Source organism: Methylocapsa acidiphila B2, from assembly GCF_000427445.1.
GTDB lineage: Bacteria > Pseudomonadota > Alphaproteobacteria > Rhizobiales > Beijerinckiaceae > Methylocapsa > Methylocapsa acidiphila.
This window is the reverse complement of record NZ_KE386496.1, coordinates 1,871,386-1,896,402: the sequence shown is the minus strand read 5'-3', so window position 1 is coordinate 1,896,402 and position 25,017 is coordinate 1,871,386. Positions and strand designations below refer to the sequence as shown.

At 64.6% G+C, this 25,017-nt stretch carries 20 protein-coding genes; 19 read left to right on the top strand and 1 reads right to left on the bottom strand.

Annotation, left to right across the window (positions count from 1 at the left end):
• Nucleotides 1–174 precede the first annotated feature (174 nt).
• The 11 genes from METAC_RS0111135 (at nt 175) to murD (ending at nt 14,148) form a co-directional block, all read left to right on the top strand.
• Nucleotides 175–2,901, top strand: a complete 2,727-nt coding sequence (locus METAC_RS0111135) for an ATP-binding protein (RefSeq protein WP_026607092.1) — start codon at nt 175–177, stop codon at nt 2,899–2,901.
• A 273-nt stretch (nt 2,902–3,174) separates the two neighbouring features.
• Nucleotides 3,175–3,924, top strand: a complete 750-nt coding sequence (locus tag METAC_RS0111130; protein ID WP_026607091.1) for an SDR family NAD(P)-dependent oxidoreductase — start codon at nt 3,175–3,177, stop codon at nt 3,922–3,924.
• An 87-nt stretch (nt 3,925–4,011) separates the two neighbouring features.
• Nucleotides 4,012–4,311: an ArsR/SmtB family transcription factor gene (locus METAC_RS0111125; RefSeq protein WP_026607090.1), complete on the top strand. Its 300-nt coding sequence runs from the start codon at nt 4,012–4,014 to the stop codon at nt 4,309–4,311.
• Nucleotides 4,312–5,012: 701 nt separating this feature from the next.
• Nucleotides 5,013–5,504, top strand: a complete 492-nt coding sequence (locus tag METAC_RS0111110; RefSeq protein WP_026607088.1) for a division/cell wall cluster transcriptional repressor MraZ — start codon at nt 5,013–5,015, stop codon at nt 5,502–5,504.
• Nucleotides 5,501–6,541 (top strand): 16S rRNA (cytosine(1402)-N(4))-methyltransferase RsmH, encoded by a 1,041-nt coding sequence (gene rsmH, locus METAC_RS0111105; protein WP_026607087.1) that lies wholly within the window; start codon nt 5,501–5,503, stop codon nt 6,539–6,541. The genes METAC_RS0111110 and rsmH overlap by 4 nt, the downstream gene beginning before the upstream one ends.
• 1 nt (nt 6,542) lies before the next feature.
• Nucleotides 6,543–6,932, top strand: a complete 390-nt coding sequence (gene ftsL / locus METAC_RS0111100; RefSeq protein WP_026607086.1) for a cell division protein FtsL — start codon at nt 6,543–6,545, stop codon at nt 6,930–6,932.
• A 15-nt stretch (nt 6,933–6,947) separates the two neighbouring features.
• Nucleotides 6,948–8,756 (top strand): peptidoglycan D,D-transpeptidase FtsI family protein, encoded by a 1,809-nt coding sequence (locus METAC_RS0111095; RefSeq protein WP_026607085.1) that lies wholly within the window; start codon nt 6,948–6,950, stop codon nt 8,754–8,756.
• Nucleotides 8,756–10,213, top strand: coding sequence for a UDP-N-acetylmuramoyl-L-alanyl-D-glutamate--2,6-diaminopimelate ligase (locus METAC_RS0111090; protein ID WP_026607084.1), 1,458 nt, complete (start codon nt 8,756–8,758; stop codon nt 10,211–10,213). Before METAC_RS0111095 ends, METAC_RS0111090 begins: the two co-directional genes overlap by 1 nt.
• Nucleotides 10,210–11,667 (top strand): UDP-N-acetylmuramoylalanyl-D-glutamyl-2,6-diaminopimelate--D-alanyl-D-alanine ligase, encoded by a 1,458-nt coding sequence (locus METAC_RS0111085; protein WP_026607083.1) that lies wholly within the window; start codon nt 10,210–10,212, stop codon nt 11,665–11,667. The genes METAC_RS0111090 and METAC_RS0111085 overlap by 4 nt, the downstream gene beginning before the upstream one ends.
• A 1-nt stretch (nt 11,668) precedes the next feature.
• Entirely contained in the window at nt 11,669–12,751 is a 1,083-nt protein-coding gene (gene mraY / locus METAC_RS0111080; protein ID WP_026607082.1) for a phospho-N-acetylmuramoyl-pentapeptide-transferase, read from the top strand.
• A gap of 2 nt (nt 12,752–12,753) precedes the next feature.
• On the top strand, nt 12,754–14,148 hold the full coding sequence (gene murD, locus METAC_RS0111075; RefSeq protein ID WP_026607081.1) for a UDP-N-acetylmuramoyl-L-alanine--D-glutamate ligase: 1,395 nt from the start codon (nt 12,754–12,756) through the stop codon (nt 14,146–14,148).
• A gap of 167 nt (nt 14,149–14,315) precedes the next feature.
• Here murD and METAC_RS25200 read toward each other — a convergent pair whose 3' ends face one another.
• The gene (locus METAC_RS25200) at nt 14,316–15,128 is read right to left on the bottom strand and encodes a glutathione S-transferase family protein (protein WP_051335526.1); all 813 of its coding nucleotides are present in this window, start codon (nt 15,126–15,128) and stop codon (nt 14,316–14,318) included.
• A 78-nt stretch (nt 15,129–15,206) separates the two neighbouring features.
• On the opposite strand from METAC_RS25200, the gene METAC_RS0111055 reads away from it, so the two are divergent.
• From METAC_RS0111055 to ftsZ, 8 genes are all read left to right on the top strand, one after another.
• Nucleotides 15,207–16,355: an FtsW/RodA/SpoVE family cell cycle protein gene (locus METAC_RS0111055; RefSeq protein WP_026607079.1), complete on the top strand. Its 1,149-nt coding sequence runs from the start codon at nt 15,207–15,209 to the stop codon at nt 16,353–16,355.
• On the top strand, nt 16,348–17,460 hold the full coding sequence (locus tag METAC_RS0111050) for a UDP-N-acetylglucosamine--N-acetylmuramyl-(pentapeptide) pyrophosphoryl-undecaprenol N-acetylglucosamine transferase (RefSeq protein ID WP_026607078.1): 1,113 nt from the start codon (nt 16,348–16,350) through the stop codon (nt 17,458–17,460). Before METAC_RS0111055 ends, METAC_RS0111050 begins: the two co-directional genes overlap by 8 nt.
• The gene (gene murC / locus METAC_RS0111045) at nt 17,457–18,866 is read left to right on the top strand and encodes a UDP-N-acetylmuramate--L-alanine ligase (protein ID WP_026607077.1); all 1,410 of its coding nucleotides are present in this window, start codon (nt 17,457–17,459) and stop codon (nt 18,864–18,866) included. Before METAC_RS0111050 ends, murC begins: the two co-directional genes overlap by 4 nt.
• Nucleotides 18,863–19,822, top strand: a complete 960-nt coding sequence (murB, locus tag METAC_RS0111040; protein ID WP_051335525.1) for a UDP-N-acetylmuramate dehydrogenase — start codon at nt 18,863–18,865, stop codon at nt 19,820–19,822. Before murC ends, murB begins: the two co-directional genes overlap by 4 nt.
• Nucleotides 19,823–19,966: 144 nt before the next feature.
• Nucleotides 19,967–20,890: a D-alanine--D-alanine ligase gene (locus METAC_RS0111035; RefSeq protein ID WP_026607075.1), complete on the top strand. Its 924-nt coding sequence runs from the start codon at nt 19,967–19,969 to the stop codon at nt 20,888–20,890.
• Between the two features lie 5 nt (nt 20,891–20,895).
• Nucleotides 20,896–21,834, top strand: a complete 939-nt coding sequence (locus METAC_RS0111030; protein WP_245257467.1) for a cell division protein FtsQ/DivIB — start codon at nt 20,896–20,898, stop codon at nt 21,832–21,834.
• Complete coding sequence (gene ftsA / locus METAC_RS0111025; protein WP_026607073.1) at nt 21,831–23,141, top strand: cell division protein FtsA; 1,311 nt, start codon at nt 21,831–21,833, stop codon at nt 23,139–23,141. Before METAC_RS0111030 ends, ftsA begins: the two co-directional genes overlap by 4 nt.
• Before the next feature lie 122 nt (nt 23,142–23,263).
• Nucleotides 23,264–25,006 (top strand): cell division protein FtsZ, encoded by a 1,743-nt coding sequence (gene ftsZ, locus METAC_RS0111020; protein ID WP_026607072.1) that lies wholly within the window; start codon nt 23,264–23,266, stop codon nt 25,004–25,006.
• The last annotated feature ends 11 nt before the right edge of the window (nt 25,007–25,017 follow it).

Below are 25,017 nucleotides of genomic sequence, written 5' to 3'. Positions count from 1 at the left end.
GTCCCGCGCGCCGGCAAACTGAGGCTTCGTCGTTGATTTGGCGAGGCATGAGGCGCATAATATAAAAATTAAACTTTTTGCGTGCGGTCGCGGCGTGGACTCGATTCTTTTTACGCTTCTCGAACGCAGCCGCGACGACGCTTGGCTCGGGGACGTGGCCTATTGGAGCCATTTTTGGAATCTCGTTTCGAGGCCGATTTGAACGAGGAAGACGTCGCCAGGGTCCTGCGGGATCTGCCGTTGAGCCTAGGCGCGGATGGGCTCGTCGTCCTTGAGAGCGCGCAATCGCGGCAGGCTATTTTCGCCGGCCGATCCCTCATGCGCCTCTTCGGTGCGAGCTGCCTCGAGGATCTGTCGGATCGGCTTTTTTCTGCGGACGATCCCGGCGCGAGGCGTCTCGCCCATCTCGCGCGCGCCTTGCCGATCGATGGCGGCCCCTCGGTCGAAAGGCTGCGCTTCGTCCTGCCTCCAGCGACGCGAAGCGTCACGCTTATATGTCGCCGGATGTCCCGTGAGGACGGGTCTACTCTATTCGCCGCCGCGGCCTTGGATCTTCTTGATAGACCGGACGACGCCGCGCGCGAGGATTTCCGCATTGGAGCGGAGGCTGGCGCAAGAACGCTTTCCCAAGCGGGCGAAGACGGGGACCAGCGCCCGTCGGCGAATAAAGGCGACATCAGCGCCGTTCGATTTGTCTGGCGCACCGACGCCGAGGATCGAATCGTCGCGGTCACGCCGCAACTCGGCGAGGTCGTGGGCGCGACGGCAGGGAATCTGGTCGGCCAGAATTGGGTCGATCTCGTGCGCGGCCTCGACGCTCGTCAGGGACCGCGGGTCGCGGATTTGATGGCGCGGCGAGAGCCATGGAGCGGCGTCGAAGTTTTATGGCCGATCGATGGCGCGGACGCGGCGGTTCGGATTAGTTTCGGCGCGGCGCCGACCTATGACCGGGATCGATGCTTTGTCGGCTATCGCGGTTTCGGCGTGATTCATATCGACCGAACGCAACTGGACCAGTCGTCACGTTCAGGCGCGCGGCCAAGCGAGCGCGTCCGCGAGCAAGCGCAGGATCCTGTCTCGGTTCCGGCAAGTCCGATCGTGAAAGAGCGGCGACCCGCTTTCCCGACGGCGGAGGCGATCAATGTGATCCCGCTTCGCCCCTCTCCCGCATCGGACGAAGCTGCGAAAAGCGCATCGAGCCCGATGCGGGCCGCGACGGGCGGCCGACGGGGGCCGGATCTGACCTCGGATGAGCGCGACGCCTTCGACGCCATCGCAAGCATGCTCGGCTCCAGATTAGCCGCGGCAGCGCGCGAGACGAGCGGCTCGGGCGATTCGCCGGCCGAAGCGGTCCCGCATGGAATCGACGCGGCTCGGACGCGATTGGGCCTTGCCGCGGCTCAAAAGCCGGACGCGAAAACGCCCCAGTCCGGCGGCGGGCAAGCCGCTTGGTTCGACCAGCTCTCGATGGGCGTTCTGATATGCCGCGACGAAGCGCCTGTCTTCGCCAACCGATTTTTGTTGAACCTGGTCGGTTGCGCCAGCCTCGAAGCGGCGCTCGAGGCCCGCGTCTTCGCGTCCGTCGCCCGCCTGGACGCGAATAGCGACGGCGAACTCGTAGAGCTGCGCGGGCCGGCTGGCGGCAACGCGGCGATGCGCGCGCGTCGCGAGGCGATCGAATGGGATGGACGAGAGGCCGAATTGGTCAGTCTCCTGCCCAGTCCCGTCGCCGACATCGATGGGGAGCGGCGGCGTTACAAGAGCGAGGCGCGGGAGCTCAGCGCCATTTTGGACACGGTCATGGACGGCGTCCTGACCTTCGATTCGCAAGGGCGCATACTCGCCCTGAACCGGTCCGGCGAGGCTTTGTTCGGCTATGACGAGGCCGATATTATCGGCCAGCCTTTCATGACGCTGATCGCGCCCGAAAGCCGGGCCTGCGTCGACGATTATTTCGAGGGCGTCAAATCGGGCGGCGTCGCCAGCCTGCTCAATGACGGGCGCGAGGTCATGGGCCTCGCCCGCAGAGGCGGCGTGATCCCGATATTCATGACGCTCGGCCGAATTAGCATCGGCGCCGCGCCGGGCGGCGGCGCGCGCGATCTCGAGACCCGCTTTTGCGCGCTTTTGCGCGACGTTACCCATTGGAAGAAAGTTGAGCGGGAGCTCGATGAGGCGCGCAAGGAAGCCGAACGGGCGAGCGCGCTGAAATCAGAATTCCTCGCCAGGGTCAGCCACGAGATTCGCACGCCGCTCAATGCGATTATCGGCTTCGCCGAAGTCATCATGGACGAGCGTTTCGGTCCAGTCGGCAATGAGCGCTACAAGGAATATCTCAAGGATATTCATAATTCCGGCGCGCTCGTCATGAGCCTCGTCAACGATCTTCTGGACTTGTCGAAGATCGAGGCCGGCAAGATGGATCTCGATTTTCGTGAGGTCGACGCCAATCGCATCATCTCGCAATGCGTCTCCATCATGCAGCCGCAGGCGAGCCGCGCGCGCGTCGTCATCAGGCTGTCGCTCGCGCCCGGCTTGCCGCATCTTTTCGCCGATGAACGCTCGCTCCGACAGATCGTGCTGAATCTCCTCTCCAATGCGGTGAAGTTCAATCAGCCGGGCGGCCAGGTGATCGTCACGACCGCGCTGAGCGACGCCGGCCATGTCTCACTGCGCGTCCGCGACACAGGCGTCGGGATGTCGGAGGCCGATATTGAGATCGCTCTCGAGCCCTTCCGCCAGCTCGCCGTGTCGCGCCCGACGGGGGGCACGGGGCTCGGCCTTCCCCTGACCAAGGCCCTTGTCGAGGCCAATCGGGCTTTTTTCTCGATCAAGAGCAAAAAGGACGAAGGAACCTTGGTCGAGATCGCCTTTCCCTCGGCTCGCGTCCTCGCCAACTGAGCTTCGCGCTTCCAAACAAAACCACTGGCTTTTCAGGGCGATCGATGCGCTCGAGCCGAGAACTCGGGGCGCGTCGCGGGGGTTGTTTCGAGCGCTCGGCGCGCCTTCAGATTTCAATTTGATTTCTGGCGATGTCCGAGCGACCGGCGGACCGCTTTCTCGCCTCTTTCGACGCCGCTTGAAACAATGCCGTCGGCGCCTTAGATGAGCCTGGTTGATATTTCGATACTTGTCGAAATATCAAATCATCGTGAATTTGCGGAGTTACCAGACATGGCAAAATTATCGGGCAAGACAGCGGTGGTCACAGGCGCTTCGAAAGGGATTGGCGCTGGAATCGCCAGGGAATTCGCGGCCCAGGGCGCGGCTGTCGTTGTGAATTACGCCTCCGACAAGCAAGGCGCGGAAAAAGTTGTCGCGGAGATCAAGGGCAAGGGCGGACAGGCGATCGCCGTTCAGGGCGACGTCGCCAAGCTCGGCGACGTGAAGAGAATTTTCGCCGAGGCGAAGCAAGCCTTCGGGCGGCTGGACATACTTGTGAACAATGCCGGCGTTTACAAGTTTTTGCCGCTCGACGCGGTGACCGAGGAAGAGTTTCATCGGGAATTCAACATCAACGTACTCGGCTTGCTGCTTGCGACGCAGGAGGCCGCCCGCCAGTTCGGTCCCGAGGGCGGCAGCGTCATCAACATTGGCTCCGTGGCGAGCACGATCAATCCGCCTGAATCGGTCATCTACACAGCGACCAAGCACGCCGTGAACGGCGTGACCCGCGTACTCGCCAAGGAACTCGGGCCGAAGAAAATCAGGGTGAACTCGATCAATCCGGGGCTGGTCGCGACCGAAGGAACAGACGCCATGGGCATTGTCGGAAGCGAGGCCGAAAAGGCCATGGTCGGGATGACGCCGCTCGGGCGCGTCGGCTTGCCGGCGGACATATCGCCGGCGGTTGTCTTCCTCGCCTCGGATGAGGCCGCATGGGTGACTGGCGAGACGCTGGCCGTCTCCGGCGGCTTGCGCTAAGACGCAGTCGGGCCGGACGAATGCCTGAGGCCGGCTCGCGCGAGGAGGCGCGAGGTCGGCAAAGCGCTTTTGCGCAAAGGTTGGCGAATGTCTGGCTCGATCGGCAAGACCCTGACGGAGGATCAGTTTCTCCTTATTGCTCGGGCCTTGGCCGATAGGCGCCGTTATGAAATTCTGCAGCGTCTCGGCAAACGCCGGGACGCCGTTCCTTGCGTCGCGATGCGCGACTGCTTCTCAATTAGTCCAGCCACCCTGTCTCATCATATGCGCGAGCTCGAACTCGCTGGATTGGTCGAGGTTTTCCGTGAGGGCAAATTCGCGAGCTACGCGTTGCGGCGGGACGTGATCGACGCATTCTTGCGGCGCCTGAAGGAGGATTTCTCCTAGAGCGGGATGCGAAAAAGGGAAAACCGGTTTTTCGCGGAAAATCCTGCTCTCACGTTCAAGATTGATGGCATTTCAGGGTTGCGGCTGACCCGCGCCGCAAAAATCAGTCGCGGAACATTCGGGCAACGGCGTCGTTCCTTTCGCGTCTAAACGAAAAGAGAGCGAGAGACCGATGACCAATGAAGCTAAGGCGAAATCGAAAGAGAAACTGGCGCGAGCGTTGAGCGACGAGCTCGACGACGCCCTCTTGGATACTTTCCCGGCTAGCGATCCGGTCTCGATGACGCAACCGAGCGGGAAAGTCGGGCGGCCGAATCATGCCCGCCCGAAGAGGCAGGGCGGAGCTGACAAGGCCGCGAACTGAGCGGGACGGCGTTTTTTGCGCATAGGCGCATCCGAGGCGCGGGTTTTGATCTCAGCCTCCGGTTTCGCCGCCTCCGACAAAAGCGAGATGATTGGACGGTCTTCAAGGCTGGGGGGCGCCGATCCGACGCGCTTGAGCGCCATCTTGAACATATCAAGAACATACGACCCTCGCCAGGGCCGGGGCGCCCCCTGTAGCTCCGCAATTCACATTGACCCCCATATTATCCCATGCTATCCCAAATCATCCCGTTGCGTTCTTGTTCGTCGGTCTGCGCCGCCTTTGCGTGGGGTCTGGATCGGCCGATGGCGCAACGCGCCGGGTTCGGGGTGGGGGAGTGGACGGATATCGCTCGAACTACACCAACCGGCTCGACGCCAAGGGACGCGTGTCGATTCCAGCGCCATTTCGGGCCGTGCTGGCGCGTGACGGTTTCGAGGGGCTTTACGTTCATCCCTCGATCGATCAGGAGGCGCTCGATTGCGGCGGTCACGCCATATTGCGGGAAATCGACGAGCTTCTCGGCCGGCTTTCCCCTTATTCGGAAGAGCGCGATCTGTTTTCGACCGCGCTCATCGGCACGAGCGAAATATTGAAAGTCGATTCGGAAGGGCGCGTGATCCTGACCGAAAGTCTAAAATCCTACGCCCAAATAGGGACGGAAGTGACTTTCGTGGGACACGGGCACAAGTTTCAGCTCTGGGAGCCGGGCCGTTTTCAGGCGCATCTGGACGAGGCCAGAAACCGGGTGCGCGAATTACGAAAACAGCTCAGCGCCAGACACGCGGCGCCGGATTTGGCGCCGCGACCGCATGGAGCACGGGAATGACGTCGGGCCGCGGCGAAGAGGAAGACCTCGCCGCTGGCGGACCGGCCCGACACGTTCCCGTGCTTCGTGAGGACGCCATGCGCGCGCTCGACCCGCGCGAGGATGGTCTTTATCTCGATGCGACCTTCGGGGCTGGCGGCTACGCGCGCGCGATCCTGTCGAAGCCCCGAACAAGGGTTCTGGCGTTGGACCGAGATCCCAACGCGATCCGCGAGGGCGCCGAACTCGTGCGGCGCGCCCAAGGGCGCCTTATCTTGGCGCAAGAGCGGTTCTCTTGCCTCGGCCAGGCGGCGAAGCGGATTGGGCTCGCCGATTTCGACGCCATCGTGTTCGACATCGGCGTGTCTTCCATGCAGCTCGACAATGCCGAGCGCGGCTTTTCCTTTCGCGCCGAAGGCCCGCTCGACATGCGCATGGCCTGCTCGGGCCCGAGCGCAGCCGATCTTGTCAATGCCGCGGACGAGGAAACGCTGGCGAATATTTTTTATTATTTCGGCGAGGAGCGGGCCTCGCGCCGCATTGCGCGGGCGATCGTCGTCGATCGCGCCAAAGCGCCCTTTTTGACGACCGCCGCACTCGCCTCGATGATTGCCCGGGTCGCTCCGGCCAAGCCGGGAGACGTGCATCCAGCGACGCGCGCCTTTCAGGCGCTCAGAATTGCGGTCAATGATGAACTCGGGGAACTCGTGCACGCGCTTGTCGCGGCGGAAGCTCTGTTGAAGCCGGGCGGCCGCCTCGTCGTCGTGACCTTTCATTCGCTCGAGGACAGAATCGTCAAGCAATTCTTCGCGGCGCGCTCGGGGCGCGGGCAAACGGCGTCGCGACGCTTGCCGGGCGAAGCCGCGCCGCCCGAGCCGACTTTCTTCTTGCCCGGCAAGCAGCCGATCGCTCCGTCCGAGGCCGAAATCGACGCCAATCCGAGGGCGCGCTCGGCCAAGCTCAGATATGGCGTGCGTACCCGCGCGGACGCTCGCGCCCTCGACGAGAAATTGCTGGCTCTGGCGCAGCTGCCGCAGGCCAAGGCTGGAGGGCGTTGACATGGTGCGGATTTTAAATCTTCTCGCGGTCGTGGCCCTCATCGGCTCCGCCATCTACGCCTATTCGATCAAATATGAGACGATCTATCACGCCGAGAGGATTGTTAAGCTGAAGCATGAGATCAAGGCCGAGCAGGACCAGATCGGGATGCTGCGCGCCGAATGGGCGCATTTGACTAGGCCGGAGCGAATCCAGGCGCTCGCCGACAAGCTTCTCGACCTGCAGCCCGTCGCCCTGACCCAAATCGTCGGCGCGGACGCATTGCCGTCCAAGGCGCAGAAAATCGACTCCATCGGGCGCAAGATGGAGCTGCTCGGCTTGACCGAGCCGACCAATACGCCGCGCATCGGCGCTGGGGCGCCGGCGACGCCCGCCATGTCCCCGCGCTGACGATCGGGAATCGAGATGAGCGATCGGTTCGACCCATTGGCGAGGAAGGGAGAGCAAGGCCCGCCCGGCCGCCCGAAACGGTCCTTCGCGGGCTGGCTCAAAGCGGCGCTCGGCGACCTGTTTTCGACCAAGCTCGACAAAAGCAGGCCCCGTATTTTCCTCGTCGCCTGCGTTTTTCTGGCCGTCTATGGGATCATTGGCGGCAGACTCATACTTTTCGGCCTAAAGCCGGAACAGCCTCAAGGGGGCAAGCGCTCGGGCTCCGATGTGATTGCGGCCGCGCGGCCGGACATTCTCGACCGCAATGGCGAGGTTCTCGCCACTGACGTCAAGGTCATGTCGGTGTTCGCCGAGCCGAGGCGCATTATCGACAAGGATGAGGCGGTTGAGCTTCTCACGGCGGTCCTGCCCGATGTCGACGCGCGTGAATTGCGGACGAGATTGGGCTCGCGCAAGGGGTTTATCTGGGTCAAGCGCGCGGTCACGCCGAAGCAGCAGCAGGAAGTCTATAGGCTCGGCCTTCCGGGCGTCGGCTTCCTCCCCGAGAATAAGCGGATCTATCCGAACGGCCCGCTTGCCGCGCATGTCTTAGGCTTCGCCAATCTCGACGGCGTCGGCATTTCCGGGCTGGAGAAATATATCGACGGTCAAGGCCTGGCCGATCTTCACGGCGCGGGATTCAGCCTGACACCGGACAATTTGAAGCCGATCACGACCTCTCTCGATCTCAAGGCGACCTATGCGGTTCGCGACGAGCTCGCCAAAGGCATCGCCAAGTTCAGGGCGAAAGCCGGCGCGGCGACCATTCTCGACGTCGACACCGGCGAGGTCGTCGCCATGGCGTCGCTGCCGGATTACGATCCGAACACGCCGGCAGACGCGCTCGATCCCAATCATATCAACCGACTTTCCGTTGGCGTTTATGAGATGGGCTCGACCTTTAAGGCGATCTCCATCGCGATGGCGCTCGATCTCGGCAAGGTCAATCTTCATTCGCGGATCGACGCGCGGGACTCACTGCGCCACGGCCGCTTCACGATCCATGATTATCACGCCCAGCACCGGGTGCTGAGCGTGCCGGAGGTCTTCACCTATTCCTCCAACATCGGCGTCGCCCGCATGGCGCTGATGGTCGGAGTCGAAGGCCACAAGGCGTTCTTGCGCAAGATGGGGCAACTCACGCGCTTGCGCACCGAATTGCCGGAAACGGCCGATCCGCTCGTTCCGAGAAACTGGGGCGAGCTCAACACAATGACCATAGCCTTCGGCCAGGGCCTCAATGTCGCCCCATTGCAGGCGGTGATGGCTGTGGGGGCGCTCGTCAACGGCGGCCTCTTGATGGCGCCGACCTTTCTGAAGCGCGGCGAGGCCGAGGCGAAGCAGGTCGCGGTCCGCGTGGTCAAGCCTGAGACGTCGGAATCGATGCGCTATCTCATGCGCCTCAACGCCGAGATCGGAACCGCGAAGATCGCCGACATCAAAGGCTATTTCGTCGGCGGAAAGACGGGCACGGCCGATAAGATCGTGCATGGCCACTACGCGACGGACAAGGTGTTCACGACGTTCATGGCGATCCTGCCGTCAGATAAGCCGAAATACCTCTACCTCACCCTGCTCGACGAGCCGCAGGGCCTGCCCGAGGACGGCTATTATCATACGGCTGCTCATAACGCGGGCTCGGTCACCGGCAAGATTATCGAGCGGACCGGGCCCTTGCTCGGCATTCCGCCGCGCATCGAATTGCCGACCCAGCCCTTTCCGCTTCTCGCGAAGCTCGGCTATGGCATAGCCAACACGCCGGCTAGCGGCGGAGGCGGGCATTGATGCGGCTCGCCGAGCTCTTCCCGAACGTCGAGCTGCCGGAGCCGTTGCGCGGGCGCGCGGTCGCAGACATCGCCTTCGACAGCCGCAATGTGGTCGAAGGCGGCGTGTTTTTCGCCGTGCCCGGAGTTAAAGCGGACGGCCTCGCCTTCGCCGGGGAGGCGGCGCGGCGGGGCGCCGTCGTCATCGTAGCCGAGCGCACGCCGGAAACGCCGATCGGCGATGCGGCCTTCATCAAGGTCGAGGACGCGCGCGCCGCCTTGGCGCAAGCCGCGGCGCTCCTCTATCCGCGCCAGCCCGAGACAATCGTTGCGATCACGGGTACGAGCGGCAAAACGTCGGTGGCCTCCTTCGCGCGCCAGATCTGGGCGACGCTCGGCGTCGGCGCGGCGTCGCTCGGCACGCTTGGCCTGGCCGCGCCTTCTGGCGCCGTCTATGGCGCCTTGACCACGCCGGACCCGATCACGCTGCATAAGACGCTCGACGCGCTCGCGCGCGACGGGGTCACGCATCTCGCGCTGGAAGCCTCCTCGCATGGGATCGAGCAGCGCCGTCTCGACGGCGTCCGCATTGCGGCGGCAGGCTTCACCAATCTTTCGCGCGACCATCTCGACTATCATGCGACGCTCGAGGATTATCTCGCGGCCAAGCTCCGGCTCTTCGAGGCGTTGCTGCGTCCGGGTCAGACGGCCGTCGTCGACGCCGACAGCGATGTCGCGGACAAGGTCATGGCCGCCTGCGAGAGACGTGGCCTGCGTCTCTTTTCGGTCGGGAGGAAAGGCGAGGCGCTGCGTCTCATCGAAGCCGAGGCCGAAAATTTTTCAACGCGGCTGCGTTTCGCGTATGGCGGCGGGGAGGTCATGGTTCGACTGCCCCTCGCCGGGGCTTTTCAGGCCTCGAACGCGCTTGTCGCCGCCGGGCTTTGCATCGCGAGCGGAAGCCCGCCGGAGTCGGTTTTCGCCGCGCTGGAGCGGCTCGAAGGGGCGCTGGGCCGGCTCGAGCTCGTCGGCCGCCGCAACGGCGCTCCGGTCTTTGTCGATTACGCGCATAAGCCCGACGCGCTCGACAAGGTCTTGAGCGCGCTGCGGCCTTTTGTGACAAAGACGCTCGTCGTGGTCTTCGGCTGCGGCGGCGATCGCGACGCGGGCAAAAGGCCCATCATGGGCGAGGTCGCCGCGCGGCTCGCCGATCGCGTCATCGTCACCGACGACAATCCGCGCAGCGAGGACCCAGCGGCGATTCGCAAAGCGATCCTCGCCGGCGCGGGGAATAGGGAAAATGTCCAGGAGATCGCCGACCGAGCTGCGGCGATTTCGCAGGCGATCGCGCTGCTCGAGCCCGGCGACGGTCTCGTCATCGCCGGCAAAGGCCATGAAACCGGCCAAATCATTGGCGACAGGACGCTTCCTTTCTCCGATTCCGATTGCGCGCGAGCGGCATTGAAGGAATTTGCCGCATGACCGACGGTGCCTCGAACGAGGCTTTATGGACCGGGCTCGGACTCGTCGCCCCCCTCGCGGCGCGGGTCAGCGGCGGCATGCCGAAACGCGGTGCGACCGGCATATCCATCGACACCCGCAGCCTCCGCGAGGACGAGCTTTTTTTCGCGATCAAGGGCGAGAACAGCGACGGCCATGACCATGTCGCGGCGGCTTTCGACAAAGGGGCGCTTGCGGCGGTCGTCGACGAGGCCCATGCCGACGCGCTCGCAGGGCAGGGCTCGCTTTTTGTCGTGCGCGACGTTCTGCGCGCCCTCGAAGGCCTCGGCGTCGCCGCCCGGGACCGCACCGCCGCGCGCATTATCGCCGTGACCGGATCCGTCGGGAAGACCTCGACCAAGGAGGCCTTGCGCGTCGCGCTCGCCCCGGGCGGCGCCGTGCATGCGTCGGTCGCGTCCTACAATAATCATTTTGGCGTTCCGCTGACGCTCGCGCGCATGCCGAAGCAGAGCCGGTTCGGCGTTTTCGAGATCGGCATGAACCACAAGGGCGAGATTGCGCCGCTCGTCGCCATGGTTCGCCCGCATGTCGCGATCGTCACGACCATCGCGCCGGTCCATCTCGAGAATTTCGCGAATCTCGACGAGATCGCCGACGCCAAGGCGGAGATTTTCTCAGGCCTCGCGCCAGGCGGGGTCGTGATCCTCCATCGCGACATCGCACAGTATGACCGGCTTCTCGCGCAAGCGGAGGCCTCGGCCGCCGGCTATGTCGCGAGCTTCGGCGAACATGAAAAAGCGGACGCCAGGCTCGTGAATGTCGCGCTCGCGGCGGATCATTCCGTGATCGAGGCGGAGATTTGCGGCCGAGCGCTGACCTATCGGCTCGGCGCGCCTGGGCGCCATCTCGCGCTGAACTCGCTCGCCGTGCTTCTCGCCGCTAAGGCGGTCGGGGTCGATCTCGACGCGGCTGCGGCTGCGCTTGCTTCCTTTGCCGCGGGGGCCGGGCGGGGCCAGCAGCTGACCCTCGAGGCGAAAGGCGGCGCCTTCACCTTGATCGACGAGAGCTATAACGCCAATCCGGCCTCGATGCGCGCGGCTTTCGCGCTCGCCGGGGCCTTGCCCGCGTCGGAGACGGGCCGGCGGATCGCGATCCTGGGCGACATGCTCGAGCTGGGGCGGGAAGAAGCCTCCATGCACGCCGGGCTCGCACGCGACATCGAAGCCAATCACATCGATCTTGTCTATGCGGCGGGTCCTTTAATGAAACATTTGTTCCTGGCGCTGCCCGGACAATTTCAAGGCGCCTGGCGTGAAAGCGCGAGCGAGCTTTTGCCCATCGCCTGCGCGGCCATTCGCGGCGGCGACGTGGTCGTCGTCAAGGGCTCGAACGGAAGCCAGATGAGCGCAATCGTCGCGGCGTTGAAGCAGGGTCCATTCACGCCCGGAGCGGCGCAAGCAGGGCGGGAAAACTGACATGCTGACCTGGCTCGCTGAATTTTCGAGCGTCTTCGGGCCGCTCAACCTCTTTCGCTACATCACCTTCCGCACCGGCGGGGCGACCGCCACGGCGCTGTTCTTCGTGTTCTTCTTCGGGCCGAGGGTCATCGCCGCGCTACGCCTCAAGCAGGGCAAGGGCCAGCCGATCCGCGACGATGGGCCTCAGTCGCATCTGCTCACCAAAAAGGGCACGCCGACCATGGGCGGCCTGATGATCCTCTCGGGCCTCATCGTCTCGACCCTGCTTTGGGCCAATCTCCGCAATCATTATGTATGGATCGTCCTCCTGGTCATGATCGGCTTCGGCCTGATCGGCTTCTACGACGACTTCCTGAAAGTGACGAAGCAGACGCATAAGGGCTTCTCTGGGCGGCTGCGGCTCGGCCTCGAGGCGGCGATCGCCGTGATCGCTTGCTATGCGATGATCAAATATGGAACGCCGCACACGACCGCGCTCGCCTTTCCCGCCGTCAACGGCTTTGTCGCCGATCTCGGCCTGTTCTTTCTCATCTTCGGGCCTTTCGTCATCGTCGCCGCCGGCAACGCCGTCAATCTCACCGACGGGCTCGACGGCCTCGCCATCGTGCCGGTCATGATCGCCTCGGGGACGTTCGGAATCATCGCCTATCTCGCCGGCAATGCGATCTTCTCGACCTATCTCGGGATCAATTTCGTCCCCGGCGCGGGCGAGCTCGCGATTGTCTGCGGCGGCCTGATCGGAGCGGGGCTCGGCTTTCTCTGGTTCAACGCGCCTCCGGCGCAAATCTTCATGGGCGACACAGGCTCGCTCGCGCTCGGCGGCCTGCTCGGCACGATCGCGGTCGCGGTGAAGCATGAGATCGTCCTCATCATCGTCGGCGGACTGTTCGTGGTCGAGACCCTTTCGGTCGTGATTCAAGTGGCTTCGTTCAAGCTGACCGGCAAGCGCGTCTTCAAGATGGCGCCCATTCATCATCACTTTGAGCAGCTTGGCTGGTCCGAGCCTCAAGTCGTGGTCCGATTTTGGATCATCGCTTTCGTCCTGGCGCTGATCGGCCTTTCCACCCTGAAGCTGAGGTGACGATGACGCCGGTCACCGCCTATAAGGACAAGCATGTCGCCGTTTTCGGCCTCGGCGGCTCCGGATTCGTCACCGCGCAGGCCTTGGTCGCCGGCGGCGCCCGGGTCATCGTCTGGGACGATAATGAGCACGCGCGGGAAAAAGCGCGGGCGGCCGGGCTCCGGATCGAAAATCTGGCGAGCGCCGATTGGAGCGGCCTCGACTCGTTGATCTTATCGCCCGGCGTTCCTCTCACCCATCCGGCGCCGCATTGGACCGTCTTGAAGGCGAAGGCCGCCGGGGTCGAGATCATCGGCGACATCGAGCTTTTTTGCCGGGAGCGGCGCAAGATCGCGCCCAAATCTCCCTTCGTGGCCATCACCGGCACCAATGGGAAATCGACGACCACCGCGCTCGTCGCGCATCTTTTCCGCAGCTTTGGCTATGAGGTCGCGGTCGGCGGCAATATAGGCACGCCGATCCTGGCGCTTTCCCCGCCGGCGCCGGACCGCGTCCATGTGGTCGAGTGCTCCTCCTTCCAGATCGATCTCGCGCCGACGCTCGATCCGACGGTCGGCATATTGCTGAACGTCACGCCGGACCATCTCGATCGGCACGGGACGATTGAAAATTACGCCGCGATCAAGGCGCGGCTTGTGCGTCAGGCCGATCAGGCCGTCATCGGCGCCGACGATCGCTTCACCCGTGCGATCGCCGACGATTTGCGCGCGGCCGGCCTGCGGCCGACCCTCGTCTCCGTCGAAAGTCCCACCATCGAGAACGGCGTCGTCCTCGACGGCGCGCATCTCGTGCGCCGCGCCGAGGGACGCTCGAGCGATATCGCCGATCTCGCGGGAATCGCTTCGTTGCGCGGCGCGCATAACGGCCAGAACGCCGCGGCGGCGGTCGCCGCTCTCGGCCCGCTCGGCTTCGAGCTCGAGCGCGTGGCGAAAGGTCTGCGGAGCTTTCCAGGCCTCGCCCATCGCCTGGAGGAGGTCGGACGCAAAGGCCGCGTTCTCTTCGTCAATGATTCCAAGGCGACCAACGCCGACGCCGCCGAGAAAGCGCTTTTGTCTTTCGATAAAGTCTTCTGGATTCTGGGTGGTCGGGCGAAGCAAGGCGGCATAGAGGCGCTACGGCCCTTGTTCCCGAAAGTCGTCAAGGCCTATCTCATCGGCGAGGCCAGCGAGGCCTTCGCGAAGACGATCGGCGACGCTTTTCCATTCGAGCTTTGCGGCGCGCTCGAGACCGCGGTTCCGCGCGCTTCGGCCGACGCCGAGGCGAGCGCGCTCGCGGAACCCGTGGTCCTGTTATCGCCTGCCTGCGCCTCCTTCGATCAATTTTCCGATTTCGAGAAGCGCGGCGACCGGTTTCGCGAGATCGCGAAAGCGATCATCAGCGCGCCGACGGGGACATGACGTCATGATCGTTCGGTCAACGCTGGAGGCGGCGGTCGGAGCCGACCCGGTCAAGCCGTTGATCAGCCATCAGCCGCCGCCCGGCCGCAATTCGACGATCGCGAGATGCTCTGCCGACGCCTCTGAACTTCGGCGACGCAGGCCGGCGGTATCGGATTCCGCAGCCGTCACGCTCTATCGAGCAGAATTCCTTTGAGCAGGCGGAAAATATGCGCCTTTGTCCAAATGTCAGCTGCGGCGAAGCTGGGGCGGGCTTGCATGGCGCGCCAATAGCGCTCGAGCGCCGGACGCCTCGACAATTCCGCGCCGAGGCCGATGAACGCGATGCGCGCGAGGAACACGGTCAGCACCGCGTCCGCGACGCCATAGGCGGGCGGCGTCAGAGTCGCGCGGCCGTCTCCGAGGGCGCGCTCCATCCGGTCCAAAATGTCGATCGCCTGGGCGCGACGGCGGTCCGCGAGCTGCTCCGCCGCCGCAGGACTGAAGATGCGGAGCCGCTCGGCGAAGACCTTCGCCCGCGCCTGATAGAGCGGCGCGAGATCGGGATTCTGGACGGCGCGCTCCAGCAATCGTCGATGGCTCCTCGCCAGCACTTTCGGGATCATGAGCCGCGCCAGGGGATTGCGGGCGAGAAAGGTTCCGAAGGTCAGCTCTTCGATCGGGAGGGCGTAATGGAGATCGAGCCAAGATTTGGCGTCCGCGCTCAACGTCGCCTCGCTGACGCCGAACGCATATTCGGCGATGTCGCGGCTTTGATCGAGAACACGGTCCGCCAGCACAAGGGTCGGCACGGTCATGTTCGGATTGAGCCGGACATAGTCGGGCTGTTCTTGGTTGAGCCTGAAATGGATGTCTACGAAGACGGGCTCATAGGCGACGCCCCCCTCGGCGAGCGCGAGCCGCGCGATCATCGAATAATAGGAGGGAGGCGCATGATATAGGTGCGGCTTTGCGCCTATGGTTTCGCTGGGCTTCGTCACTGTGGTTCCTTTGTATAAAGAGGAATCATTAACCAAAACTCGACAACATTGCTCATATTGGATCTAAAAGGAGGCCGCATGGCTTCGCGCGCGGAACGTACGGCCTTGGCCAATTGGTGGTGGACGATCGATCGATGGATGCTCGCCGCCATCGGGTCGCTGATTGTCCTTGGGCTCGTGCTCACTATGGCGGGCAGCCCGCCGGTCGCCGAGCGCCTCGGCTTGCCGTCTTTCCATTTCGTGCATCGCCAGGCGCTTTATCTCGCGCCGGCGATCGTCGTGCTCTTCGCCACATCCTTCCTCACGCCGCGTCAGGTGCGGCGGACGGCGCTCATCGTCTTTCTCGTATCTATGGCGCTCATCCTCACTGCGCTGGTTTTCGGTCATGAGGTCAAAGGCTCCAAGCGCTGGATCCTCGGCATCCAGCCTTCGGAATTCCTCAAGCCAGCCTTCGTCATTCTCGTCTCCTGGGCTTTCGCCGAAGGCGGCAAGCGGCGCGACGTCCCGGCCAATCTGATCGCGCTGTTCCTGCTGCCGGCGACGATCGTTCCCCTGATCTTGCAGCCGGACTTCGGCCAGACGATGCTCATTTCGCTGGTCTGGGCGGCGCTCTTCTTCATGGCCGGGCTGCATTGGTTCTGGGTCGTGGGCATCGGCGGAGCCGGCGTCAGCGGCGCCTTGCTCGCCTATAAATTCGTGCCGCATGTGCGCGCGCGCGTGCTTAAATTCATCGACCCGGCCTCCGGCGGCGGGATCGTCGACACGTTTCAGGTGGATACGGCGCTCGATAGTTTCCTGGCCGGCGGATGGTTCGGCAAAGGCCCCGGCGAAGGCACGGTCAAGCGCATCCTTCCCGACGCCCATACGGATTTCATTTTCGCCGTCACCGGAGAAGAGTTCGGCATTATCGCCTGCCTCGTGCTCGTCGGCATTTTCACCTTCATCGCGCTGCGCGGCCTGTTGATGGCGGCGCGCAACGAGGATCCGTTCTGCCGCTTCGCCGCGGCCGGCCTCGTCATGCTGTTCGCCATTCAGAGCGCCATAAATATGGCGGTGAATCTACACCTGATGCCGGCCAAGGGCATGACCTTGCCCTTCATCTCCTATGGCGGCTCGTCCCTCGTCTCCCTGGCGCTCGCGATCGGATTCCTGATCGCCGTCACGCGCAAGCGTCCCGGCTCGGAGATCCTCGCCAATTCTCATTCGCTGAGCTACTCGCATGGTTGATGATCGTCCGGTCGTGGTTGCGGCGGGAGGCACGGGCGGGCATTTGTTCCCGGCCGAGGCCTTGAGCAATGCGCTCGCCGCGCGCGGCGTCGCCGTTGAGCTCGTCACCGACGCGCGCGCAACGAAATATGGCGCGGCCTTTCCCGCCCGCGCCATCCATCAGATCGCCGCGGCGACGCCGCGCGGCGGCTCGCTTCAAGCCCGCATCGGCGCGGTTCTCACGCTGGCGCGGGGGACTCTTGAAGCGCGCCGTCTTTTCAAGAAGATCCGGCCCCGGGCCTTCGTGGGCTTCGGCGGCTATCCGACCGTGTCGCCGGCGCTCGCCGCCTCCTGGCTCAGGGTGCCGACGATCCTGCACGAGGGCAACGCCGTCATCGGCAAGGCGAACCATTTTCTCGCCGACCGCGTGGACGCCATCGCCAAGGGATTCGACGCGCTCGGCGGGGTCAGCGCGAAAATCGGCGCCAAGACGCATCGGACCGGCAATCCGGTCCGGCCTATGGTGATCGAAGCCGCGAAAATCGCCTTTCCCGATTTCGCCGACGGCAAGCTGCGGCTCCTCGTCACCGGCGGCTCACAGGGCGCGCGCATCATGTCCGACGTGGTTCCGGCCGCGGTCGCGCTCATGCCGGAGGAGGAACGGCGAAGGCTCGTCATCGTCCAGCAGGCGCGTCCCGAAGACATCGCGAGAGTCGAGGAGACCTATCTCCGGCTCGGTCTCGAGGCCGAGGTCGCCGCCTTTTTCGCGGACCTGCCGATGCGCATCGCCAAAGCGCATCTCGTCGTCGCGCGGGCGGGCGCCTCGACCGTCTCCGAGCTCGCGGTCATCGGGCGCCCCGCGATTCTCGTTCCTCTCCCACATGCGCTCGACCAGGATCAGGCTGCGAACGCCGCGCAATTCGCGGCGACGGGCGCGGCGATCGTCGTGGACCAGAGCGCATTTTCGCCGCAATGGCTGGCGACTTCTTTGCTCGAAGCGCAGGCCGACCTGCCGGACCTCGCCCGCCGCGCCGCCGCGGCGAAGCAGGTGGGCGTCGCCGACGCCGCCGAACGGCTCGCCGATCTCGTGTTGAGCCTCGCATCCCGCTCCAAGGACAAACCATGAAGCTGCCGCATGAATTAGGTCCCATCCATTTCATCGGCATTGGCGGCATCGGCATGTCCGGCATCGCCGAGGTCCTGCTCAATCTCGGCTATCGCATCCAGGGGTCAGACGCCGCCGAGAACGCCAATGTCTTGCGCCTGCGCGCCAAGGGCGCGCTGGTCCATATCGGCCATCGAGCCGAGAATCTCGAAGCGGCGGAAGTGGTCGTGGTCTCGACCGCGATCAAGCGCGACAACCCGGAGCTCGTTCTCGCGCGCGAGAAACGCTTGCCCGTCGTGCGGCGCGCCGAGATGCTTGCCGAGTTGATGCGGCTCAAGCAATGCGTCGCCATCGCCGGCACCCATGGCAAGACGACGACGACCTCGCTCGTCGCCACGCTGCTCGAGGCGGGCAAGTTCGATCCGACCGTGATCAATGGCGGGATCATCAACGCCTATGGCACCAACGCGCGGCTCGGCGCCGGCGATTGGATGGTCGTCGAGGCCGATGAAAGCGACGGCACCTTCCTGAAGCTTCCAGCCGACGTCGCGGTCGTCACCAATATCGATCCCGAGCATCTCGATCATTTCAAGACCTTCGACGCCATCAAGGCGGCCTTTCGCGCCTTTGTCGAGAACATCCCCTTCTACGGCTTCGCGGTGATGTGCCTCGATCATCCAACCGTGCAGGAGCTCGTCGGCCAGATCGAGGACCGGCGCGTCGTCACCTATGGCGAAAATCCTCAGGCCGACGTTCGGCTGGCCGACATCGACCTCGCCAATGGCGTCTCGCGCTTCACCGTCGTCATTCGAGACCGTAAGACGGGGCGCGAAACCACGCTCGAAAACATCGTCATGCCCATGCCCGGGCGCCACAACGCGCTGAACGCCACGGCGGCGCTCGCCGTGGCGCATCAGCTCGGCATGAGCGGCGACCAGATCCGCGCCGCGCTCGCCGGCTTCGGCGGGGTGAAGCGGCGCTTCACCAAGACCGGCGAATGGAATGGCGCGCTCATCTTCGACGATTACGGCCATCATCCCGTCGAGATCGCCGCCGTCCTGCGCGCCGCGCGCGCCTCGACCAAGAACCAGGTCATCGCCATCGTGCAGCCGCATCGCTACACGCGGCTGCATTCGCTCTTCAATGATTTCGCGAGCTGCTTCAACGACGCCGATGTGGTGATCGTCGCTGATGTCTACGCGGCCGGCGAGGCGCCGATCGAGGGCGCCGACCGCGACGGGCTCGTCACCGCCCTGAAGGCGCATGGCCATCGCCAAGCCTTGCCGTTGAAGCGGCCGGAGGATTTGCCGGAGCTCATTCGCGGCCTCGCCAAGCCAGGCGATTATGTCGTCTTTCTCGGCGCCGGCAACATCACCCAATGGGCCTATGCCCTGCCAGGCCAGCTCGCGGCGGGAGACGAAGGGTGACGCGCGAGGGACCCCTCGCCGCGGAGGACGCTGCGGGGCTCGGGTCTCGCGGCGATCTCGTGCGGGAATTGCGCGAAAAAGCGCCGGGGCTGCGCGGGGCGCTCGCGGGCGAGGCGCCGCTCGCCCCGTTGTCCTATTTCAAAACCGGCGGTCCCGCGCAGGCTTTGTTCGAGCCGGCGGACGAAGAGGATCTCGCCTATTTTCTCTCTCGTCTCGATCCCGAGATTCCCGTTCTGGCGCTCGGGCTCGGCTCCAATCTTCTCGCCCGCGACGGCGGCGTCGCGGGCGTCGTCATCCGCCTCGGCAAGCCGTTCCAGAAGATTTCGGTCGACGGCCTTTCGCTGATCGCCGGGGCGGGCGCCGCGGATGTGAAGCTCGCCTCCGCCGCCGCCAAGGCCGGCGTCGCGGGGCTTGCATTTCTGCGCGGCATTCCGGGCTCGATCGGCGGCGCGCTGCGCATGAACGCCGGGTCCTATGGCGCCGAGATCAAGGATGTCTTCGTCTCCTGCCGTGGCGTCGACCGCGCTGGCGCCATTCACGTCTTTTCCAATGCCGAGATGGGATTTTCCTATCGCCATTGCGGCGTCGCGCCGGACATTATCTTCACCGAGGCGACATTCGCGGGCGCCGCCGGCGAGCCGGAGAAAATCCTCGCCGAAATGGCCGAGATCACAAAAGCCCGCGCGGCGAGCCAGCCGGTCAACACGCGCACTGGGGGATCGACCTTCAAGAACCCGCCGGGCCAAAAGGCCTGGGAGTTGATCGACAAGGCGGGCTGCCGGGGCCTCGTTCTCGGCGACGCGCAGGTCTCGGAGCTTCATTGCAATTTTCTGGTCAATCGCGGCGCGGCGAGCGCGGCTGATCTCGAGGCCTTAGGCGAGCTCGTTCGCGCCCGCGTGCTCGAGACGAGCGGCGTGACGCTCGAATGGGAAATTTTGCGGGTGGGGCGGCCATGACGTCCAGGCTGCGCCTAATTAAACCCCTCATCCTGAGGAGCGCGCAGATGGCGCCTCGAAGGATGAGAGCGCCGCAACGTTTCACATGAAACCTTTTGGTAAGATTCCCTTAAATTTCCTTACAAGCAAAGCCGGATATTCCACATGACCAAACATGTCGCGGTGCTCATGGGCGGGCTTTCGGCGGAGCGCGACGTGTCGCTGCGCTCGGGCGAGGCCTGCGCCAAGGCGCTTGAGGCCGAGGGCTTTCGCGTCACCCGGCTTGACGTCGATCGCCGCGTCGCCGAGACGCTGGCGATCCTGCGTCCCGACGTCGCCTTCAACGCGCTGCATGGCCGCTTCGGCGAGGATGGGATCATCCAGGGCATTCTCGAATTGCTGCAGATCCCCTACACCCATTCCGGCGTGCTCGCCTCCGCGCTCGCCATGCGCAAGGACCGCGCGAAGGATGTTCTGCGCGCGGCGGGCGTTCCGGTCGCCAAGGGCGCGACGATTGATAGGCTCGTCGCGGCCAAGACTCATGTCCTGCCGCCGCCCTATGTGGTGAAGCCCGTCGCCGAAGGCTCCTCATTCGGCGTGATCATCGTGCGAAAGGATCAGGCCCATCCGCCCCAAGAGTTAACGCGCGAGGATTGGTCCTTCGGCGAGCAAGTCCTGGTCGAAAGCTTCGTCGCCGGGCGGGAGCTCACCTGCGCCGTCATCGGCGATAAGGCTCATGCCGTCATCGAGATCCTCGCGGCGGACGGCGGATGGTACGATTATGACGCAAAATACGCCCCGGGCGGCTCGATTCACGTCCTGCCCGCAAATCTTAAAGGAAATATTTACCAAACTGTTCAAGAGTTGGCGCTAGTGGCGCATAGGGCGCTCGGCTGTCGCGGCGTGAGCCGGACCGACTTCCGTTACGACGATTCCCCAGATGGAACGGGCGATCTCGTCGTGTTGGAAGTTAACAGCCAGCCCGGCATGACCGAGACCTCCCTCGTGCCCGAAATCGCCGCTTATGCGGGCATGTCATTCGGTGAGCTTGTTCGATGGATGGTCGAAGACGCCTCTTGCGATCGGTGAAGACGATGGACATCGGCTTTGCTCCGGCGCGATTTGCTTACGCGGGGGCGATCGCCCTGCGCGAGCCCGAGGCGCCGAAGGTCGCGGCGCGCATTCGCGCGCGGAAATCGAAGCCGGGTTTGCGCAACAGGCTCCTCGAGCGCCTGGCCGGTCCAGGCACGGGGATCACCTTCGCGGCCGTCCTGTTTCTCGCGACCGGCGCCTATGGCTTTGTGAAGGGCGGTCATTACGAGGCCTTCAAGGCCGAGCATGGCGCTCCGGCCGACATTATGGCGAAGGTTTTCGGCTTTGGCATCGACGCGGTGACGATCGCGGGCCAAAGCGAGCTGCGTGAAGCGGAAATCCTCGCGACAGCGGACATAGGCCCGCGCAATTCGCTGGCCTTTCTCGACGTCGCGCGGGTCAGGGACAGGCTGCGCGAGCTTCCGCTCATCAAGGATGTGAGCGTCACCAAGCTTTATCCCAATCGCCTCCTGATCGAGATCGAGGAGCGCCAGCCCTCCGCGCTGTGGCAAAAGGACGGCCATGTCCAGATCGTCGCGGCCGACGGCATGCCGCTCGACGCCATGCGCGACCAGCGCTTCATTCATTTGCCTCTCGTCGTCGGCGCCGGCGCCAATGCGCGGCTCGCCGAATATCTGGCGCTGCTCGCCGCGGCCGGCGATCTGCGCGAAAGAATCCGCGCCGGCATGCTCGTCGCGGAGCGGCGCTGGACCTTGAAGACCACCGATGGCGTCGACATTCTCTTGCCCGAGCGCGACCCGGCGCAGGCGCTCGCCGCTCTCGTTCAGCTTCAACGCGACTCGCATATCCTCGATAAGGACATTCTCTCGCTCGACTTGCGCCAGGCTGGACGCGTCGTCGCGCGCTTGACCGAAGACGGCGCGGCGGCGCGCGCCGAACTGACGGCCCGCAAACCGAAAGCGAAAGGCGGCCAGACATGATCTCGCAACCGCCTCGCCTTCGTCCCCTGCCGGCGCGCAAAAGCGCGATCCTCTCGGTGCTCGACATCGGGACCTCGAAGATCGTCTGCCTGATCGCGCGGCTCAACCCCTCGGCGCCGTCCGATGCGCTGCGCGGACGCACCCACCGCTGCCGGATTCTCGGGATCGGGCACCAACGCTCACGCGGCATCAAGAGCGGCGTCGTGGTCGACATGGACGCGCTTGAAGGCGCGATCAGGCTCGCCGTCGACGCGGCCGAGCGCATGGCGGGCGTGCAGGTCGAAAGCGTGATCGTCAACGCCACCGGCGGCCGGTTGTCGTCCGATCTTCTCGACGCGCGCGTGCCCATGGCGGGCCGCGCCGTGACCGACGCCGACGTCCATCGCGTGCTCGAGGCTTGCGCATCGCGCGGCGGGCGCCAGGGCCGGGCGGCGCTGCACAGATTGCCGATCGGCTTCTCGCTCGGCGAAACGCGCCAGATTCGCGACCCGCGCGGCATGATCGGCGACGAGCTTGGCGCCGACATGCACTTGCTGAGCTGCGACGCGGCCGTCGCCCGCAATCTCATGCTGGCGGTCGAGCGCTGCCATTTGGGAGTCGACGCGCTCGTGGCGACGCCTTATGCGGCTGGGCTCGCGACGCTCGCCGACGATGAGGCGGAGCTCGGCGCGGCCTTGATCGACATCGGCGCCGGCACGACGTCGATCAGCATATTCTCCGGCGGCAATCTCACCCATGTCGATGCGTTCGCCGTCGGCGGAAATCATGTGACCACTGACGTCGCGCGCGGGCTCAGCATACGCGTCGCAGACGCGGAGCGGCTAAAGACTCTCTACGGCGCCTGCCTGCCCTCGGCCTCGGACGAGCGGGAGACGATTTCCGTGGTTCAGGTCGGCGAGGACGGCGAACATCCGGGACATTTGCCGAAGGCGCATCTGATCCGAATCATCAAGCCGCGCGCCGAGGAGATTCTGGAGATCGTGCGCGATCGTCTGAAAAATGCCGGATTGCCGACTCACGCCGGACGCCGACTCGTGTTGACCGGCGGCGGAAGCCAACTCACCGGCATGCAGGACGCGGCCAAGCGCATCATCTCCGGCCAGGTTCGGATGGGGCGGCCGCTCGGCGTGCAAGGCTTGCCTGAATCGGCGAAAAGCCCGGCTTTTTCGGCGGCGGTCGGGCTTCTCATCTACCCACAGGTAAGCGGCGGCGAACATTTCCGGTCCTCGGGCCGGGCCGCTGCGCCGGCTACCGAAGCGAGCGGCTACATTGGACGAGTCGGACAATGGCTCAAGAATAGCTTTTAACTGTTGACGACGTGAAGGAGGGGTGGCGGACCCCTTCATTTTCGTCGTCATCTTCGTTGAAAATAACAAGATGTGAACCCTGGGCGACCCTGACCGGCGCTCCAACGTCGAGAGGCCAGACGATGACGATCAATCTCAAAGCTCCGGAGCTCCGGGAGCTAAAGCCGCGCATCATGGTATGCGGCACGGGCGGCGCGGGCGGCAACGCCGTCAACAATATGATCGTATCCGGTCTGGTCGGCGTCGATTTCATCGTGGCCAACACCGACGCCCAGGCGCTCACTTCGTCGCGGGCCGAGCGAATCATCCAGATGGGACTGCAGGTGACCGAAGGATTGGGCGCCGGGTCGCAGCCGGAAGTGGGGCGCGCGGCGGCCGAGGAGGCGATCGAGGAGATCCGCGATCACCTCGCCGGGGCGCATATGGTCTTCGTCACCGCCGGCATGGGCGGCGGCACGGGCACCGGGGCGGCACCGGTCATCGCCCGCTGCGCCCGCGACATGGGCATTTTGACCGTTGGCGTGGTGACCAAGCCCTTCCAGTTTGAAGGCGCGCGGCGGATGCGGGTCGCCGAGGCCGGCATCACCGAATTGCAAAAAGCGGTCGACACGCTGATCATCATCCCGAACCAGAATCTGTTCCGCATCGCCAATGAGAAGACCACATTCGCCGACGCTTTCGCGATGGCGGATCAGGTTCTCTACTCCGGCGTCGCCTGCATCACCGATCTGATGGTGAAGGAAGGCCTCATCAATCTCGATTTCGCCGATGTCCGCGCCATCATGCGCGAGATGGGCAAAGCGATGATGGGCACGGGCGAGGCGACCGGCGACCGCCGGGCCATCCTTGCCGCCGAAGCCGCGATCGCCAATCCGCTGCTCGACGAAGTCTCCATGAAGGGCGCGCGCGGACTCCTCATCTCGATCACCGGCGGCAACGATCTGACCCTTTACGAAGTCGATGAAGCGGCGGGCCGGATCCGCCAGGAGGTCGACGAGGACGCCAACATCATTCTCGGCGCGACCTTCGATCAAAGCCTCGACGGCATCGTCCGCGTGTCGGTGGTCGCGACCGGAATCGACCATCCCGTGGACGCCTATGAGCTGAACGCCGCCGAAACGCGCATCACCGAGGTGGCGAACCGCTTGCGGGCGCAAACCGCCGCGCGGTCAGGCGAAGGCGCGCATCCGCTGCAGGCGCAGCATCCGGTTCCCTCGATCGAGACCCATGCCGCGGCGCGGCGGGACTCGCTTCTGAACGAGGAGCGCATTGCGCCCGCACAGCAGCCGAATTTCGGCCCCGGGCCAAACGGGCCGCAACACGCCGTCTATCTCCAGGAGCCGGCGCCCCAAGCGCATCATTTCGGCAATCCGCAGCAAAATCGCGACTATGACGACCATTTCGAATCCGGTCCCTTCATCCCGAGCGCGCCAGATTCTCCGGTGATCCGGCAGCAGAGAATGCCGCAGATCGACGATTTGCCGTTGCCCGGCCAAAATCAAATGCGCGCGCATCGCGGCGAGATGCAGGCGCAGCCGCATCCCGAGGTCAAGCGCCGCTCGCTGCTCGAACGACTGGCCTCCTTCGGCGCCGGTCGGGCCGAAGAGTCAGGCGCCCCGGCTTCTCACGAGAGGCCCGCGCCGCAGGCGCGGCCGCAGCTTCAAGCGCAGCCCGCGCCGGCGCAGCGGCCGTCGGCTCCCAACGCCGTTCACGCCGAATATGCCGGCAAGCGGGCCCATCCGCCGGCGCCGCAGAGGGCTCCGCAGCCGCAATATGATCAGCAGGGCCGCGGGCATTATCAGCAGCGTTCGAGCGAGGAGGATCAGCTCGAGATTCCGGCCTTCCTTCGTCGTCAGTCGAGCTAAGGACGAAAAGC